Origin of the sequence: Paraburkholderia sp. NPDC080076 (assembly GCF_050281145.1) — a bacterium.
Lineage (GTDB): Bacteria > Pseudomonadota > Gammaproteobacteria > Burkholderiales > Burkholderiaceae > Paraburkholderia.
Map to the genome: position 1 here is coordinate 877,463 of NZ_JBNNWQ010000003.1, position 16,196 is coordinate 893,658.

Below are 16,196 nucleotides of genomic sequence, written 5' to 3' on the forward strand. Positions count from 1 at the left end.
ATCCCCTGGCGAGACGACAGGAAAACAAACTGCGAAAGCTTTGCGAGTGCTGGCAACCGATGACACGAGGATTTTCTCGTCGCTACCCGGGCGAGCACCCCCGTGCCTGCGCCTATTTTCAACCAGGGCTCGGCAGAAAGTCTAACGACGCCCCAATTTTCCAGGTCGACCGGTTTCGCGTCGGAAAAACGCAGAACTGTTTGTAGCACGTCGCCGGCACCGACGATCACCAAGCCTGCGGACCTCGCCCCGCTCGTTCTCGCTATCGATCCCCACAAGTCGCTCATTGCCCGTGCCGCCCTCAGGCTCACCATGGTGACCGCCCTTCGACTCGGCGTGGTTGCCGCCGTGCGGTGGGACGAGAGCACCCGCTGAGTCCGCCCGAAGTATTCTATGGATCAGGCACCCACCTCATCCTGGGCTTCTTCCATGCACGCCAAAGAAACCGTATCCACGCATCCAGGCATGCCCGCATCCCAGACGAACGGCGATTGTCATTCCTTCGGTAACGCGGCGATCGCCTTGAACTGGACCTTCAGGCACCCGCATCTGGCCGAATTCGCCCTGACCGACCGCCTGCACGAGCGCACGCTGCCGGTCACCGCGCCGTTCGCGCTATCGCTGGCCGACGGTCGCACGCTGGGCATGGCCGACCTGAAGCTGCTTGCGCCACTGCGCGAAGAAATGCTGACGGCAAATCCCAAGGCGTCTCGACTGGCCGAACGAATCGCGGGTAGACGCGTGCGTGCCATCCTCGGTGACGAACAGGATCGCCTACGCGCGGAGTGGAGCTTGGAGCAACGCGAAGACTCACAGTACTTGCGCTTGCAAGTGGCAATTACCGCGATCGGCAAGGACGAGCACGTTGCCACCGTTTCGCTGCTGGAGACGCGGACGTCCGGTGCGCAAACCGGCGGTGAGTTCAAGGGAACCCCTGTGATCGCGGGCGACGTCTACCTCGGATTCGAGCTTCCGTTGTCGGAAAGCCAGGTTCGCGACGACACCGTCAGGTTCATCCTGCCGCGGGCCTTGCCGCTGGAAAAGGGCAAGACCTGGGTCTTCTCGGCGGTGGCGGGTGTGGCTCGAGACGGCCAGCTACGCCGCGATTTCGCAGCCTATCTCGAACGCGAACGAGCCCATCCCTACCGCCCGTTCCTACACTACAACTGCTGGTACGACATCGGGTACCTCACGCCGTACACGCAGCAGCAAGCGCTCGAACGCATCGGCGACATCGGCCGCGAGTTGCACGACAGGCGCGGCGTACGACTCGACTCCTTCCTGTTCGATGACGGCTGGGACGACTATAGCGGCAGCTGGCATTTCGGCAAGGATTTTCCGCATGGATTCGTGCCGCTGCGCGATGCCGCCGCCCGGTATGGCGCGGCGCCCGGCGTGTGGCTGTCGCCGTGGGGTGGCTACGGCTCGACGCGGCAGGAACGCGTGACACGAGGCCAAGCCGCCGGCTACGAGATCATCGATGACCGCTTCGCGCTGTCCGGACCGAAATACTATCGACGCTTCCATGAGGCCGTGATGGAACTGCTCACGCGGCACGGCATCAATCAATTCAAGTTCGACGGCACCGGCAATGCTGACACGGTGGTCCCCGGCAGCCGCTTCAGCAGCGACTGGGACGCGGCGATCCAGCTAATCGGGGACATCCGCGAGGCCAGCCCCGAAGCCTTCGTCAACCTCACGGTCGGCACCTATCCATCGCCGTTCTGGCTACGCTACGTTGATTCGATCTGGCGCGGCGGCAAGGATGACGACCTGGCCGGCGTAGGTAGCAATCGCGAACGCTGGATTACCTACCGCGACGCACAGACCTACCGCAACGTCGTTATCAGAAGTCCGCTGTTTCCGCTTAACTCACTGATGCTCCACGGCATCATCTACGCGCAATTCAACGATCGGTTGAATACCGCTCAAGGGCAGGACTTCGCAAACGAAGTGCATTCGTACTTCGGCAGCGGCGCACAACTGCAGGAGTTGTACATCACGCCGTCGTTGCTGAGCGATGGCGACTGGGACGTTCTCGCCGAGTCTGCCCGATGGGCGCGAGCAAACGCCGAGGTGCTGCGCGACAGCCACTGGATTGGCGGCGCGCCGGATGAACTCGAAGTGTACGGCTGGGCTGCATGGTCGCCGGTCAAGGCGATCATCACCCTGCGCAATCCCGACAGCGGGGCGAACAGCTTCCTGCTCGATCTGCGGCGACAATTGGAGTTGCCGGCCGGCGCGGCGGGACGATTCCTGACGCGCAGCGTGTGGCGCGGCCATGCCCCGGATATTCCGCCGGTGCTGGATGCCGACCGGCCGCACGATATCTCGCTCGCGCCCTTCGAAGTACTCACTTTGGAACTGGTATCGGCCGGCGGCGAAGGGTAATGGAGGTGGCCGCGAATTTCCCGGTGTGCGCTTCCAGAGACCTCCTTACGATAGCGTGCGCGCCAATTCAACCGGTCTCGCTTCAATCTGATGCAGATCGAAGATGATGATCTCGTTGTCAACCTGTCTCAGCCAGGGAGCAGGACAATACAGCCGCTCTTGCGGACCGATATTCCAGTAGCGACCCAGATTGTGCCCGTTGACCCAGACCATACCTTTGGTCCAGTTACGCATGTCGAGATAGGTATCGCCGACTGTATCCAGCGGCAGAATCGCCTTGAAAAACAGTCCGGCCTTACGAGGGTTCGCACAGACGGCCCGCAAGTTCGCGATAAACGCGGTATCCATCGGCAACAGGAAGATATCCCATCCGGTGAGCGTGGCGCTCGAACCTCCCGCATCCTGCAGCGTGACCGGTTCGAGAATGCCTTTGCGGTCGATCATCGCGTGGCCATAGTTGACGCGCCCCATGCCCTCGACCAGGATATCCAATGATACGTCGCTGCCCGGCGACGACGACACAAACGGAACCGTAAGCGGCGTGTGCTGCGTGACATTCAACTGCCGCGCGCGGTGCTCCGGCATGACAGTTCTCGATACGCCGCCTACGTATTGCTCGCCGACGAAAACGGTCGCGTAATCGTGAACATCCTTGAGATCCAGCACACCGCCGCGGTAACCCTGCAGCTTCTTGCGATACAGCGCGAAACCGAACGCCTGGCCGTACACCTCGAACGGCCCTGGATGAACAGTTTGTGCCGCCGGGAGCGCGGCAGGTAGATTGTCCCAAATGGAAGCGTAAAGTTCCGGCACCAAGGCCTGACCTCCTTTGCGGCCGATAGTCGGAACGGGTTCGGGTATATCGGGCAGCGGCGTCGAGAGATAGCGGGCGATCACGCCGCGGTACTTCATGTACTTCGACGTCGCCACGCCTTGCTCGCTGATGGGTGCGGCGTAATCGTAGCTGGTAATGTCGGGTTGATATTCGCCTGAATCGGCATCCACGTTTGCGCCAGCATAGAAGCCGAAGCTGGTGCCGCCGTGAATGACATAGAGGTTGAACGACAGCTTCCGTTGCATGAACGCGTCTAACGTGCCGGAGATATCGACGGCCGTACCTTTGAGCGTCTCATCGCCCCAATGGGTGAGCCACCCTGGATACACTTCGCCGGCCATTGCCGGAACGGCCGGAAATTCCCGCCGGACAGCCGCGATTTGCTCCGCATCGCCATTGCTCAAGGCAATCGCGCCGCCGGCGACGTTCGTGCGATTCTGTTCGAGCTGCCTGATGCCATCTTCGGTATAGAACGGTCCCTGTATCCCTTCCTGAAGCCAGAGCTGCCGTATCTCTTCGAGGTATGCCGGGTTGCTGGCGTACGAGCCGAATTCATTCTCGACCTGAATCATCAGGATCGGTCCACCGTTACTCACCAGTTGTGGTTCGATGCGCGGGCCCAACTCCCTGATGTAGCGGGCCACCGCCGACATGTAGCGAGGATCGTTAGCGGAGTCGGTCCTGAGCTGGATGTCCGGATGACTCAGCAGATACGACGGAATACCGCCCAGATCCCACTCGCCGCAGATATAGGGACCCGGCCGCAGCAACACCCACATGCCCTCCTGCTGGCAAAGTCGAATAAATGCTTCGACGTCGTGGTTGCCCGTGCGGAAATCGAAAATGCCTGGACTCGTTTCGTGGTAATTCCACATGACGTAGAGGGCGATGCAGTTCATCCCCATCGCCTTGGCCATCAGGATCCGATGCTGCCAGTATTCGGCGGGGATGCGGGCGGGATGCATCTCCCCGCTGCGGATCTGGAACGGCTCGCCGTCGAGCAGGAAGCTTTCGCCGTCCTGGCTGAAAGAAAAAGTATGTCCGCTGTGGATCGTTGGTGCTGGGATGTCGACTGCGGAAGGTCCGGTTCGACTGCTGTCCGGGTCATGGCCAATATCGTGCGCCAACCTGATTGGTAGGAGCGCGGTGAATGCTGAGGATTCTCTCGTGTCCATTGATTGCATTTCCCAGGATGCTATCGAGACGTGGCACAGCGGAATGCGCGAACGACGGCGAAGCACGGGTCGCCCACGGTGGTCCGCCCGTGACGGAAACAACTGTAGCCTCCGTTCGCCGTCATGTCGACGACCAGTTTGTCATGCTATGCCGACACCAACGCGAGCGGCCCGCCACGCCCGGACGTTGCAGGCTCGGTACACCGTTGATCGCAAGTCTGGCGATAAAACGATCGTGCCGCCATTTCCGCAGATGGGCGACGCTCGTTTTACCTGCTCACACAGCAGGATCGAGCCTCGCGCATGTCGCGCAGATGACCATCTAGCTGGTCGACAAGGCCGACGCGCCGGAAATGAACCGCGTCTACGCGCGCTATTTCACGGCGCCGCCTTACCCGAATCGGGCGACGGTGGTCGTCAAGGAACTGCTTGGCGAGAACTGTCTGATCGAAATTGTCGTGCATGCGATCAAGGCCTGACGCGCGACGATCACGGAGGACTCGATCGAGCGTTACCGTGCGCTATATCGCGCCGCAACGCGATGTCACGCGACGTCACGCGATGTCACGCGATCTGCTGAACCCATTGACTCCGCCAACCCGGTGCCTCGAAGGGATCGGAAAAATACTGGGTCTCGTGAATGACCTTGCCGTCGCAGAACTCCATGATGCTTACCGTGTACGCCGCTCGCCCCTCATAGGCGATGGTGTATTCCGTGACCCAGAGATTACCCTCTCCTTGAATCCGCCTGACATTGAAGCCTGATGGCTTATCTGGATGATGGCTCCGCAGTGCCTGCAAATTGCTTCGCCCGATAATTCGCTCACCTGATTGGGGATAGTCACAGACGGCATCATCATCGTAAATATCATGCTCCGCGTCGAGATCGCCCGCCGCCGACGCGCTCCAGTGCGCGTCCAGAGCTTCACGTATCTTGTCTTCCTGCATGGCGTGCCTCCGGATAACGTTCACATCTATCTATTGCGTACGCCGCGGAATGAACCCGGGGCTGCCCGTTTTAACGACTTCGTTGTACCTCTGCCTCGTCTCAATCCGGTTGATCTCGTCGAATGCATCTGCTGGCAGCGCGGAGATTTCGAAATTCTCTCGCGCACGGGTCGCCGTTTTAGGGGTGGTGAGCAAAGCTCCGCCGCGCTGGATCGCCCAGGCAAGCAGTACCTGGGCCGGCGTCTTTCCAGTTCGTGCTGCAATCCGCGAGATGACCGGGTCCTCAAGCGGTCCCGGCCTGATTCCGTGACCCAATGGCGCAAAGGCCAAAAACACGATCTCTCTCTCCTTGCAGAATTCCAGAAGTTCCGTTTCCGGAAGATACGGATGCGCTTCGACCTGCACCGCAGCCGGCTTGATTCGTGCAGATTCATAGAGAGGCCGCAGGTCGTTCAGGCCAATATCGGACAGTCCGATGGCCCGGCATCTTCCGCGGTCGACGAGATCTTCCATCGCCCTCCACGTGTCTAGCAAAGTCACGCCTTTATCGTAGATGACATCGCCGTTTGCATCGCGCGGATCCTGCTCATCCCCCGCTTGAAATGCGAACGGCGTGTGTATCAGATAGAGATCGAGATAGTCGAGCCCAAGTCTTTCAAGACTTGCCTCGAAAGCCGGTTCGACACGCTCGCGCCGATGATTGGAGTTCCACAATTTTGTAGTCACGAAGATGTCTTCGCGCGCAATCCCTCCGACGGCAAGCCCTATCCGCAGCGCTTCGCCCACTTCGCGCTCGTTACGGTATCGCTCGGCACAATCGAAGTGCCGATAGCCGGCCTCCAGCGCGTCTCTGGTAGCGCTGATAGTCGTAGCTGAATCGGGAATCAGCGTGCCGAATCCGAGCGCGGGCATCCGGCCGCCTCCGTGATTCAGCGCTAACTTTTTGCTCCGGAAATCGGAAGACTCAATCATGTCGACATCTCCACACTATTTCATGCCCTGCAACGAAGGACCGACGCATGGGTCCGCAATTGCGGCGCCAGGTCCATGAACGGAAAAAACCTCAACGTACTCGAGTCGGACAACCGCTTCGTAGCGATTCCTGGCCGACGAATTCGTGAACCGCTTACACCGTGTCTCTTTACTTAAGGGTATATGAAGTGCCGCTTTAGTGTCAGGCTCGACGTCGTAGCTTTGGCAGAGAAGTCGGCGTCGCTCGACAACCCGAGCGAGCAGAACGGTGGCGCTGAAGTCCTTCTCTCTCTCGGGCCGGATTGATGTTGAATGTGCAGAAGTTGAAGCCGGTAAATCGGGGCGCGCCGATTCGCAACTCAGCCGCCGCCGTCAGAGTTAACGGAGCGCCAAACAGGTCTGCTTCCTGATCAAGTGTAGCAAATGAATCACTGCGCGGCAGCGGACGGTTCCGGAAAAGTACGCCATGTAGTTGGTGTGAATGCAGTCCATGCAACAAAGCATCCGTACTGTTCGGTGCTGGTCAACTGTTGCGTGATCAAGGTCCTGAACAGCCAGTTGGACTCGAACCACGCGTGACCGCATGACCACCACCATGAAAGGCCCCACGCCCCCCACAGCCGCTGCGATTGAATTCAGTCTCACACGTGTCTACGCTTCGACAATGGTGACTTCATAGTTCTCGTCTTCGAAAGCGACGAGAAACTCTTCCGGCATCAGCCATGAATCGACGCTCACCATCTTGGTGTCAATGTCGACGTTGACCTTCGCGTCGGCGTCGACAGTCTTCATCGCATGCTCAATCGTTGATACATCGTCTGAACGGATTTCGTCTTTCATCGAGAATTTCATTTGTCACTTCTCCAGTCAACAACGCTTGAATAAAGCAGGACCTATCGATTCATCAGCGTCAGTGGGTCCGCATATTGATTGTACGCACTACACATTCGACGGCGACGAAGCGCTGCGCAAGTGTCGATACAGGCATGTTGCAACGTATGCCGGACAAGACGGTGCGCATTGAACCGGCGTCTTGTTGCGTACGACAAAACGTGTGTGGCGCGCGTCTTCCCGTCGGTGGCTTCCAGTAAGCAAGAGGTCGGCGAGCGAGCGATTCCAGGACCCGTCACCCGCATCTTTGCGCTCAACGCAGCGACCGGAAGCTCACGCGAATCTCTTCCGAGAATACTTGCGGCTGCTCCCAGGCTGCAAAATGTCCGCCTTTTGGAAGGCGGTTATAGTGAATCAGCTTGGGATACGCCTTCGCTGTCCAGCTTTGCGGGGCAGCGTAGATTTCGTCGGGAAATACACTGACGGCAACCGGAATGGCCACGTGCTTGGGAGCAAAGAAGTTGAGCTTGTTTTCCCAATACAACCGCGCCGAAGAAATTCCCGTGTTCGTGAGCCAATAGAGCGTCACGTTCTCGAGAACGTCGTCTCGCGTCAGCCCCTCGGACTGACCGTCAAATACGCGCGCGATAAGTGCCTGGCTGGCGGCGTCGTGGTCGAGCATCCACGCGGCGAGGCCGACAGGCGAGTCTTCAATTCCGTACAACGTCTGCGGGCGGTTCGTCATCTCCTGGGCGTAGCCAAGACCGTGCTTGTAGAAAAAGTCGAGCTGGTCGTAAGCGTGCCGCTCGTCGGCTGAGAGGTCGGCCGGCGGCGGGTTGCCATACTTGAGCGCCTCTGCAATATTGTCCGGTACGGTGGCCGGCATGTTGGTGTGAATGCCGAGCAGTTCCGGTGGCGCAAGCAGGGCCATCTGCTCCGTGACAGCATTTCCCCAATCGCCGCCTTGCGCCACATATCGCGTGTATCCGAGCCGCTTCATCAGTACGACCCACGCGCGTGCAATGCGAGCAGGGTCCCAGCCGGTCGCGCTCGGTTTGCCTGAGAACCCGTAACCCGGGAGCGACGGAATCACGATATCGAATGCGTCCGACGCCATCCCGCCATGAGCGGTCGGATTGGTCAGCGGACCGATGATCTTCAACTGCTCGATGATCGAACCGGGCCACCCGTGCGTGACGATAACCGGCAACGCGTTGGCGTCTTTCGAACGAACGTGGATGAAATGAATGTCGAGCCCATCGATTTCGGTGACGAACTGCGGCAACGCGTTCAGCCTCGCTTCGACTTTGCGCCAGTCATAGTCAGTCGCCCAATACCGTGCGAGCTTCTGCATTGTCGCGAGTTGCACGCCCTGTGACGCATCAGTCACGGTCTCCCGCTCAGGCCACCTGGTCGCCTTGATACGCCTCTTCAAATCGATGAGTTGCGATTCCGGCGCGTGCACGCGGAGTCGACGAATAGCGGTCTTGTCACCGCCGCTCGACTTCGTGACTTCAGTGATGGTTTGATTCGTATCCGCGAAAGCAAGTCGGCTCAATGAGCCCGCAATTGCGGCCGCCGCCGCCACGCCGATAAAGCGACGGCGCGATGGGGTTTGGGGAAGGATATCGTCAGCCATACAAGCTCCTGTTGGCAATGAATCAGATGAGCTGGAGCGATGGGCGCGGCGGCAACGCAATATCCTGGGCAAACACGTTCACGATTGTCCAATTGAGTCGTCTATAGAGGCAGCCAGTTGGCAAGCCTCGCATCGTTATCGCTTCAACCGACCGCAAACCGCAGTTCGCAGTAGTTGTAGCGATTGTGTGGAAGCAAGCCCTCCGGGTAAATGGCCAAGTTAGAACAACAGTTGTGTCGATCGCGAACAAATCCGTTGCGCCAGGCTTTTTTGGCCATTGCCGTGTGGACACGATGCGCGAAAAGACACTGGCGAGTTTTATGCGGCAGCGACAGTATCGGTTACACAATCCGGCATTGCTTCACGCCGCTCAATATGGTGTCCTGATTCTTGATTGACCGATGCAGTCATGCTCATTGGTATCTGCCGAGTGGGTGCCTACACTAATTCCTGTGGACCGAATGCCCGCGCGTTCTTTCTTCCGCGAATTTCTTCAGCATCGAAAAGGAAGCAAACATGAAACTGACCCACTTGGTGGTGGCAATGGCCGCAGGCGCACTGTTTCACAACGGCAGCGCGATAGCACAGACAGACCAGGCAAGCACCGCCGCGAATCAAAGCGCGCAACCGGAAACTGGCGCGAAGCAGGAGTTCAAGATAAAACGCGTGACGCCGGCATACTGGCGCGTCACCATCGACCATCCGCCATTCAATATCTTCGGTCCGGAATCCATACCGCAGTTGAACAGCGTGATCACCCAGATAGAGAACGATCCCGAACTGAAGGTCGTGGTGTTCGACAGCTCAGTACCCGGTTTTTTTCTGACTCACTATGACTTTGTGCCGCCCCTCGAAGTCACGACGCGCATGCCCCCCGGCCCAACAGGCATGCCGCCGCTACCCGATATGCTGACTCGCCTGAGCCGCTCTTCCGTGGTGTCGATCGTGTCGATCCGGGGCCGGGCTTCGGGCGTTGGAAGTGAGTTGTCCCTTGCGTCCGACATGCGCTTCGCCAGCCGTGAAAAAGCCGTGCTTTCCCAATTCGAAGTAGGCGCCGGTTTCGTTCCCGGCGGCGGACCGATGTCGCGTCTTCCCCGGCTGATGGGGCGAGGCCGCGCACTGGAAATTCTGCTGAGCGGCAACGATATCAACGGCGAACTTGCCGAACGATATGGCTATGTCAACCGCTCACTTCCGGATGCCGAACTGGATAAGTTCGTCGACACCCTGGCTCGCCGCATTGCATCCTTCGACAAGCAGACCATCGGGGAGATCAAGCACTTCGTCAACATCTCCACTCTCCCTCCCGATAGCGAGGTTGGGCCACAGTGGGACGCTTTCATTACCTCCGTACAACGTCCAGCGGCGCAGCAGGATATCAGGAAGCTGATGGAACTTGGATTGCAGAAAAAGCCTGACGTGGAAATTCATCTCGACCGGTACACCGGCAAAGTCAATCAACCGGACAAGTAATCCACGCGCTTCGCAGTTGGCCGAGCTATCAGCCGCCAGACTTACGTCGGCAACTGCGTGCCGGCCTGCTCGGCGACGATATAGCTGGCGTACCAGTCCGGCCAGTTTTCGTCATGCTGTCCGGAGAGTTTCTCATGCTCGCCATGCGCGGCCGCGGCGCGCCGTAGCGCCCCTGCGAGTTCTATTGCCGAAGCGAATGTCGTGACCTGCGCGTCCACCCTTCCAGGGAGTCGAGTGGTCACTTCCTGGAAGACCCAGCCATTTCCGTCAGGATCGCTGAACGAGGCAAAGGAGCCGTAGCTGCGCCGTTCCGGTTGCGAGCCGCTCACGCGTCCTTCCTCGCCCGCATGGTGGAAAAGGCCGCCGGCGTCATGGAAGACTTCGCTCACGTCGATGCCTCGCTCGACAAGCTCTGCGTGCGCCCTGTTTATATCGGACACAATGAGATGGAGTCCCTGCACCGAACCCGGTTCTTCAGTCGTGACGCCCTTGCCGAAGAGAACCGAGCATTGCGAGCCTGGGGGCGTGAAATGGACAACTCGAAACTGCTCGTCTTTCGCGATATCGACGTCGAGCCTCCAACCTAACCTGGCATAGAACTCTTTCGCGCGATCGACGTCGGAGACTGGGATGACAACAATCTCGAGCTTCATGTCCACCGTCCGCGCTGTACCGGCAGCCGTGTCGGCTTGGTTGGTTGTTTGTGCATTGCTCATGTCAGGCTCCTCGTGTTTCGGTGATTCAAGGGTGACTCATACGTTTGCGATCTCGGCGACTTGCCTTCCTGATCTGGAATATCCAATTCCAGTTTTCGGCCTAATCGGATTGTTGTATCCGATGACTTACCAAAGGGCCGGTCGCTAATGTGAGAAGTCTCCGGAAAACCTCCGTGCCAATAAAGATTAAAGGAGGAAAATCAAAAATGAACAACTCTCACGAGTGCCGGGCGAGCAAATGCCTTGCGAAGTACTAGCCGGTGTGACGCTGCAGACAACTTACCGTCTGTGCGGAAACCGTCATCGTGGCCACGCGCCTTCAACCCGTGCCCGTCGCGCCTGACTTGTTCCTCACACGCAAGTCTGTTTGTCGCTGAAGGGTATTCGAACCGAGCACCAAAGCGCCTAGATTAGCCCCTTATCGGAGCCGCGGACCCGATCGGCAACAGAGCCCACTCAATGGATTTGGAGGTTCTCTATGAGCACGTCACAAAAGGTCATCGTCGTTACTGGCGCGTCGCAAGGCATCGGCGCGGAAGTCGTCAAGGCGTTCCGCAAGCTCGACTATCGCGTGGTCGCCACCGCGCGCAGCATCAAGCCGTCGGAGGATCCGAACATCCTGACCGTGGCCGGCGACATCGCCGACCCCGAAACCGCCCGCCGCGTGATCGGCGAAGCCGTGACGCGCTTCGGCCGCATCGATACGCTCGTGAACAACGCCGGCATCTTCGTCGCCAAGCCTTTTACCAGCTATACCGCCGAAGACTATGCAGCGGTCACGGGTGTGAACCTGAATGGCTTCTTCTACATCACGCAGCTCGCCATCGCTGATATGGAGAAGCATGCCAGCGGCCACGTCGTTAGCATCAGCACCACCCTGGCCGACCACGCGATCGACGGCGTGCCTGCGGTACTCGCCGCGCTCACCAAGGGCGGCCTGAACGCGGCAACCCGCTCCCTCGCGATCGAATACGCCAAACGCGGCATTCGTGCCAACGCGGTTTCGCCGGGCATCATCAGGTCGCCGATGCATCCGGCGGAAACGCATGCGGCGCTCGGCGCGCTCCATCCGATGGGTCATATGGGCGAAATGAGCGATGTCGTGAACGCGATCCTTTATCTGGACTCCGCCCCGTTCGTCACCGGCGAGATCCTGCACGTCGACGGCGGCCAGAGCGCTGGCCACTAAGCGCGACCATGCAGTAGCAGGCTCCGGTCCGCACGACCGGACGCCGCTAGCGTGCAACCGGTTTGTCGAACAGGATGAAGGAGAACATCACGCCAATCGCCACGGTGCTCTATGAACCCGGCGGCATCAGACTCGAATTCGATTTCTACCCGCGTGAATGACGATCCAGCTTTGCCTGGCGAAGGACCTCATTGCGACGATGCCAGCGTCACCGACCCACCTGTTCGAACGGCAAAGGCCGCGCATACCGCGCCTCAACCGGCCGCCAACCGTAATCTTCCCGATAGTCCTTCAACGGCAAAACTGTCTCTACCTCCTTGACGTCATGTCGAGCCGACGATCTGAAAAACTGGGTGCAATAGTCGACGAATGTCCTGAGCCTCGCCGGAAGCAGTTCCCGGTGCGAGTAGAAGAGACAGATCTCAACCTTGTTGTCGGATGTCGTGCACAGCGGCAAGATATGCGTAAGGCGCCTGGCTTCGATATCCTCACGCACCATGGTTTCAGGCAATGCGGCAATACCGGTCCCCATCAGTGCCGCTGCCCTAAGCAATATCTCGTTCCCGTCCATCGACGACATGGGAGACACGCTCACCCGCGTTTCGCTCTCCAACAGATCGACAACATCCACGCCCTTTTTCCGTGAATCCGTGTCCAGCAGAAGAAAGTGATGGGTCAACTCGGCGGCGGTTTTGGGAATACCGTACTGCTCAAGATAAGCGGGCGCTGCGACAAAGATGCGCTGTGACCTCGACAATGTACGGCGAATCACGGCAGACTGCTCGACAAGATGCGGCGGAAGAATCGCCATATCGAATCGGCCGTCATACAGGTTTGCGGCCCCCTCCTGAACGGAAACGATCAGATTCACATTAGGGGCAATGGCGTGATAGCCCCGCACCAGGCGCGAAAAGGTTTCGCTCATCAGCATCGGATGCACGATCAGCCGCAACTTGCCGCTGTCGACTTCACGCGAGCGCGTAATGCGACGGTTCGCTTCGTCGAGTTCCTCGAGCAAACGGCAGCAACTCAGATAGTAGGGCTGTGCCGCTTCAGTCAAAGAAACGGACCTTGTTGTTCTAAGCAAGACCCTCGTCTGGATGCACCCTTCGAGCTTGGCGATCGCCTTCGATACCGAGCCGGTGGTCACATTCAACGATTCCGCAGCCTTGCTGAAGCTTTGATACCGCGCGGCAGCAACGAATGCACGCAACATGTAAAGCTGGTCCATCTCGCACCTCACTGGTCAATGTAAAGATGTAGAGCAGAGTATTCAGGTGCCGTGGATCGTCACTGGCGGCGCAATCCAAACAACCGGGAAACGAATGCAGGGTAAGCGCGAACGCCGCATGGCGCCATCGTTCGATATGGTGTAACGCATCGTGCGCTCGCGTGCTCGACTAATACGTTCGGATGCGCGCACCAATCCAGTCCGAATGCTCTGTCGGCCACTTTCGCTTGATCTCAGGACGCGGCTATCGCACCGCTTGATGTGCTATCGAGGCGCCGTAGCACTTCGCCAGGGCGAGAATACAAGAAGGAAATCGGCCGGCGAAAAGGAGAACATCTAGACCTGGTTTGCCTGCAACGGTTCGATCGCATTGAGGGCCGATTCGAGGATCATCGCGCGGGCATTGACCGGTGCGGGTTTCGAACGCTGCGGATGAAATATGCGGTCCCCGCGCCTGATCCGTTGCCCGCTCAACACGCATGTCCCTGATACCTTGGCGTTCGCGACCCGCCAGACCTGGGCGCCGTAGAAGCAGCTCGTCGGGTCCCGCCACGCAATGGTCACGGTGAGCGACGTGGTCCGCTCAATCAGACTCACCTTCAGGTGAGGCAAGCCGCTAGTACCTGGCATCGCCTCGAAGCCATAGGATGATCCGCGTTTTGGCACGGGCGTCGTATCAGCGCCCGCATTCGGGCATCGTAATCCCGATGACAACAGTCGTATCGTCTGAACCCACGGGTCGACTTGGCTAACCAGCATGGCCGCGCTCCTTACGAATCGAAACGTAACGTTTAATTCTCACTGAACGGGACGCCGCGCCGGTAACAACGCATTAAGCGCACCGAACAGACGCCCAATGACTCAAGTGCCTGGGGTACGGTTGCCGCTGCGTCTCTCTCCCTGGCCATGCTCGATGTGGCGGCTCGTCAATCTATCGGCCCGTGCGTCCGCGTATTTGCTTCGAAGCCATGATATGGCGATTGAGGTGTGGATAGAATGCACGTTTTAGGAAAAGGGCTTTTTCCGCGGCAACATTTCTGGCATGAGCCCGATTGCTTCCGTGTCTGCGCGTGCGCCGCGAGTCTGGTCTGCGCCCAGTTGGTTCGCTCATGCGGCGAGGCGCATGAGCGTCTGTTGAACGCTGGCCGCCGTAGCGTAGCCCGAACTCAGTTGCCCAATCTTTCCGTTCAGATCAACAAACAACGACGGGAAGCCCGACACGCCTAGACGCCGGGTCAGTGCGAAATCCGCACGAGTTGCCTGTATCGCTTCGTCCGAGGACCAGACGGTGAGGAACGCATCGGCGTCGACGCCGAACCCCGCCGCCTTCAACGCCGACGCGCCGATCTCCGCGAGAATCCGACCGTCCGTGGTATCAAGTCCATCAACATAGAATGCCCGCTGAAACGCGCCGAAGACCGTCAATAGATTGACCGTAGGCTTGATCAGACGGGCCGTTACCACGGCACGGCAGACCGGTTCAGTGTCATAGACAAAGTTCTTCCTCGCAAGCAACGCGTCGCGATTGAATTGCGCGCCGCTCAGTTGCTCGACGCGGGCCCAGTGCGTCAGGCGAAACTGCTTGCCCGCGTCGTCCAGAACTTGCGTGGAACCTGCGGCCAGGCCACCCAGCACAACCTGTATTTCAAGGTCGGGCATCGCCTCTACGAGGGTTGTCATCTCTTTGTGGAAACCATAACACCATGAGCACATTGGGTCGCCTACAAATATGAGTTTCATAGCTGATTCCGTAAAATTTCTCTGTTGCGCAGGCCCGTTGCGTCGATCTTGAGGAACACGGTGATACGCCGCCGGGTGAAGTCTGTCGAAAAGGATCATAGAACCGAACCGTAGTGCCACGAACCAGGCTAGCCTCAATTCACTTTTTACACCGTGTAACCAGGAGCTCATTACTCGCCGATAGCTGGTCTACTCGCATCGGCATCCTCGCGACCGGATTTCGCTCCTGTTGGATATACGGTCGTATGAGTTCCACACGCTTTTTCAGAGGCCATGCCACCCGTTCGTACAATGTCTTTGAGCGGCGGGGCCGTGTACCTTGATCTCATGGCGAGTGCGAGCGTCTCGCGAGCCACCGATCAGGAGGGCGAGTCGTGAATGCAAGGGAAACAGCAGATCCGGTGATCAGTCTGCACGGCGACGCGCTCCCGTCAAAACCGCGCTGGATTCAGAGCGACGCCGACGCCGACGCAGACGCCGACGCCGACGCCGACACAGTAAATGCACGCTCCGAGCGGATATTCAAAACGCTCGTACTTGTCGTCTGCGGGTGGTCGTTGATTGAGGCGCCGCTAGAGTTGGGTGTATCCGACGTACACGCGGGGCTGGTCGCCCTGCTCCTGTCGAAGCTCGTGGTGCTCGGCACAGGTCTCGCTGCCATTGCCAAAGCACGCTTTGCTCGCGAAACTTTTGCGTTTCTCTGCGGCGCGAGCGTGTTGGCGATCGCACCCGCACTACCGATGGAATTCAACCATTCCTTCGCGATAGCAATCTTCTCGTCGATCGAATGCTTCAGCAAGGCCGCGTGCGTGATCGCACTCGGCGTCGCATCGTCGCGAGAGAAGCAGTCGCGCCGGCAATAGCCACATCGAGTCTTCAGGACTCACCTATCCCAAAGTATGAATCGATCTTCGGATACGCAGGATACGACTTCCGTCATGCCGACCCCTCGATTCGTCAGAAGAAACGGAATCCTTGCTTTAGTGCCTTCGAGCTACCAGGCAACGGTATGAATTGCCGCTCAATGACATCAGGAAAGACCATGCGCAACGGGTA

14 protein-coding genes are annotated in these 16,196 nt (G+C 58.8%); 5 read left to right on the plus strand and 9 right to left on the minus strand.

The features are described from left to right. Positions 1-465 precede the first annotated feature (465 nt). The gene (locus ACQKRQ_RS16280; protein WP_427478120.1) at positions 466-2,391 is read left to right on the plus strand and encodes an enterotoxin; all 1,926 of its coding nucleotides are present in this window, start codon (positions 466-468) and stop codon (positions 2,389-2,391) included. 45 nt (positions 2,392-2,436) lie between these two features. On the opposite strand, the gene ACQKRQ_RS16285 is transcribed toward ACQKRQ_RS16280, so the two are convergent. After that, complete coding sequence (locus tag ACQKRQ_RS16285; protein WP_427478122.1) at positions 2,437-4,401, minus strand: beta-galactosidase; 1,965 nt, start codon at positions 4,399-4,401, stop codon at positions 2,437-2,439. 326 nt (positions 4,402-4,727) lie between these two features. Between ACQKRQ_RS16285 and ACQKRQ_RS16290 the strand changes: the two genes are divergently transcribed. Continuing rightward, a complete protein-coding gene (locus ACQKRQ_RS16290) occupies positions 4,728-4,880 on the plus strand; it encodes a RidA family protein (protein ID WP_427478357.1) in 153 nt (50 codons plus the stop codon). Positions 4,881-4,965: 85 nt separating this feature from the next. On the opposite strand, the gene ACQKRQ_RS16295 is transcribed toward ACQKRQ_RS16290, so the two are convergent. From ACQKRQ_RS16295 to ACQKRQ_RS16310, 4 genes are all read right to left on the minus strand, one after another. After that, positions 4,966-5,349, minus strand: coding sequence for a nuclear transport factor 2 family protein (locus ACQKRQ_RS16295; protein ID WP_408175702.1), 384 nt, complete (start codon positions 5,347-5,349; stop codon positions 4,966-4,968). A 30-nt stretch (positions 5,350-5,379) separates the two neighbouring features. Continuing rightward, the gene (locus ACQKRQ_RS16300) at positions 5,380-6,321 is read right to left on the minus strand and encodes an aldo/keto reductase (RefSeq protein ID WP_427478124.1); all 942 of its coding nucleotides are present in this window, start codon (positions 6,319-6,321) and stop codon (positions 5,380-5,382) included. A 651-nt stretch (positions 6,322-6,972) separates the two neighbouring features. Then, positions 6,973-7,173 (minus strand): copper chaperone, encoded by a 201-nt coding sequence (locus ACQKRQ_RS16305; protein ID WP_132374903.1) that lies wholly within the window; start codon positions 7,171-7,173, stop codon positions 6,973-6,975. A 292-nt stretch (positions 7,174-7,465) separates the two neighbouring features. Then, positions 7,466-8,791 carry an epoxide hydrolase family protein gene (locus ACQKRQ_RS16310; protein WP_132374904.1) on the minus strand — a complete coding sequence of 442 codons (1,326 nt, stop codon included), beginning with the start codon at positions 8,789-8,791 and terminating at the stop codon, positions 7,466-7,468. A 516-nt stretch (positions 8,792-9,307) separates the two neighbouring features. On the opposite strand from ACQKRQ_RS16310, the gene ACQKRQ_RS16315 reads away from it, so the two are divergent. Further along, positions 9,308-10,264 carry an enoyl-CoA hydratase/isomerase family protein gene (locus ACQKRQ_RS16315; protein ID WP_427478127.1) on the plus strand — a complete coding sequence of 319 codons (957 nt, stop codon included), beginning with the start codon at positions 9,308-9,310 and terminating at the stop codon, positions 10,262-10,264. Positions 10,265-10,305: 41 nt separating this feature from the next. Here the strand turns inward: ACQKRQ_RS16315 and ACQKRQ_RS16320 are convergent, their stop codons facing one another. Next, a complete protein-coding gene (locus ACQKRQ_RS16320; protein WP_427478128.1) occupies positions 10,306-10,980 on the minus strand; it encodes a VOC family protein in 675 nt (224 codons plus the stop codon). Positions 10,981-11,458: 478 nt separating this feature from the next. On the opposite strand from ACQKRQ_RS16320, the gene ACQKRQ_RS16325 reads away from it, so the two are divergent. Continuing rightward, a complete protein-coding gene (locus ACQKRQ_RS16325) occupies positions 11,459-12,169 on the plus strand; it encodes an SDR family NAD(P)-dependent oxidoreductase (RefSeq protein ID WP_132374907.1) in 711 nt (236 codons plus the stop codon). A 208-nt stretch (positions 12,170-12,377) separates the two neighbouring features. On the opposite strand, the gene ACQKRQ_RS16330 is transcribed toward ACQKRQ_RS16325, so the two are convergent. From ACQKRQ_RS16330 to ACQKRQ_RS16340, 3 genes are all read right to left on the minus strand, one after another. Further along, the gene (locus tag ACQKRQ_RS16330) at positions 12,378-13,400 is read right to left on the minus strand and encodes a LysR family transcriptional regulator (protein ID WP_427478130.1); all 1,023 of its coding nucleotides are present in this window, start codon (positions 13,398-13,400) and stop codon (positions 12,378-12,380) included. Between the two features lie 336 nt (positions 13,401-13,736). Then, positions 13,737-14,030, minus strand: a complete 294-nt coding sequence (locus tag ACQKRQ_RS16335) for a DUF3331 domain-containing protein (RefSeq protein WP_165923845.1) — start codon at positions 14,028-14,030, stop codon at positions 13,737-13,739. 477 nt (positions 14,031-14,507) lie between these two features. Further along, the gene (locus tag ACQKRQ_RS16340) at positions 14,508-15,140 is read right to left on the minus strand and encodes a DsbA family protein (protein WP_427478133.1); all 633 of its coding nucleotides are present in this window, start codon (positions 15,138-15,140) and stop codon (positions 14,508-14,510) included. 374 nt (positions 15,141-15,514) lie between these two features. On the opposite strand from ACQKRQ_RS16340, the gene ACQKRQ_RS16345 reads away from it, so the two are divergent. Beyond that, entirely contained in the window at positions 15,515-16,003 is a 489-nt protein-coding gene (locus ACQKRQ_RS16345) for a hypothetical protein (RefSeq protein WP_427478135.1), read from the plus strand. Positions 16,004-16,196: the final 193 nt, after the last annotated feature.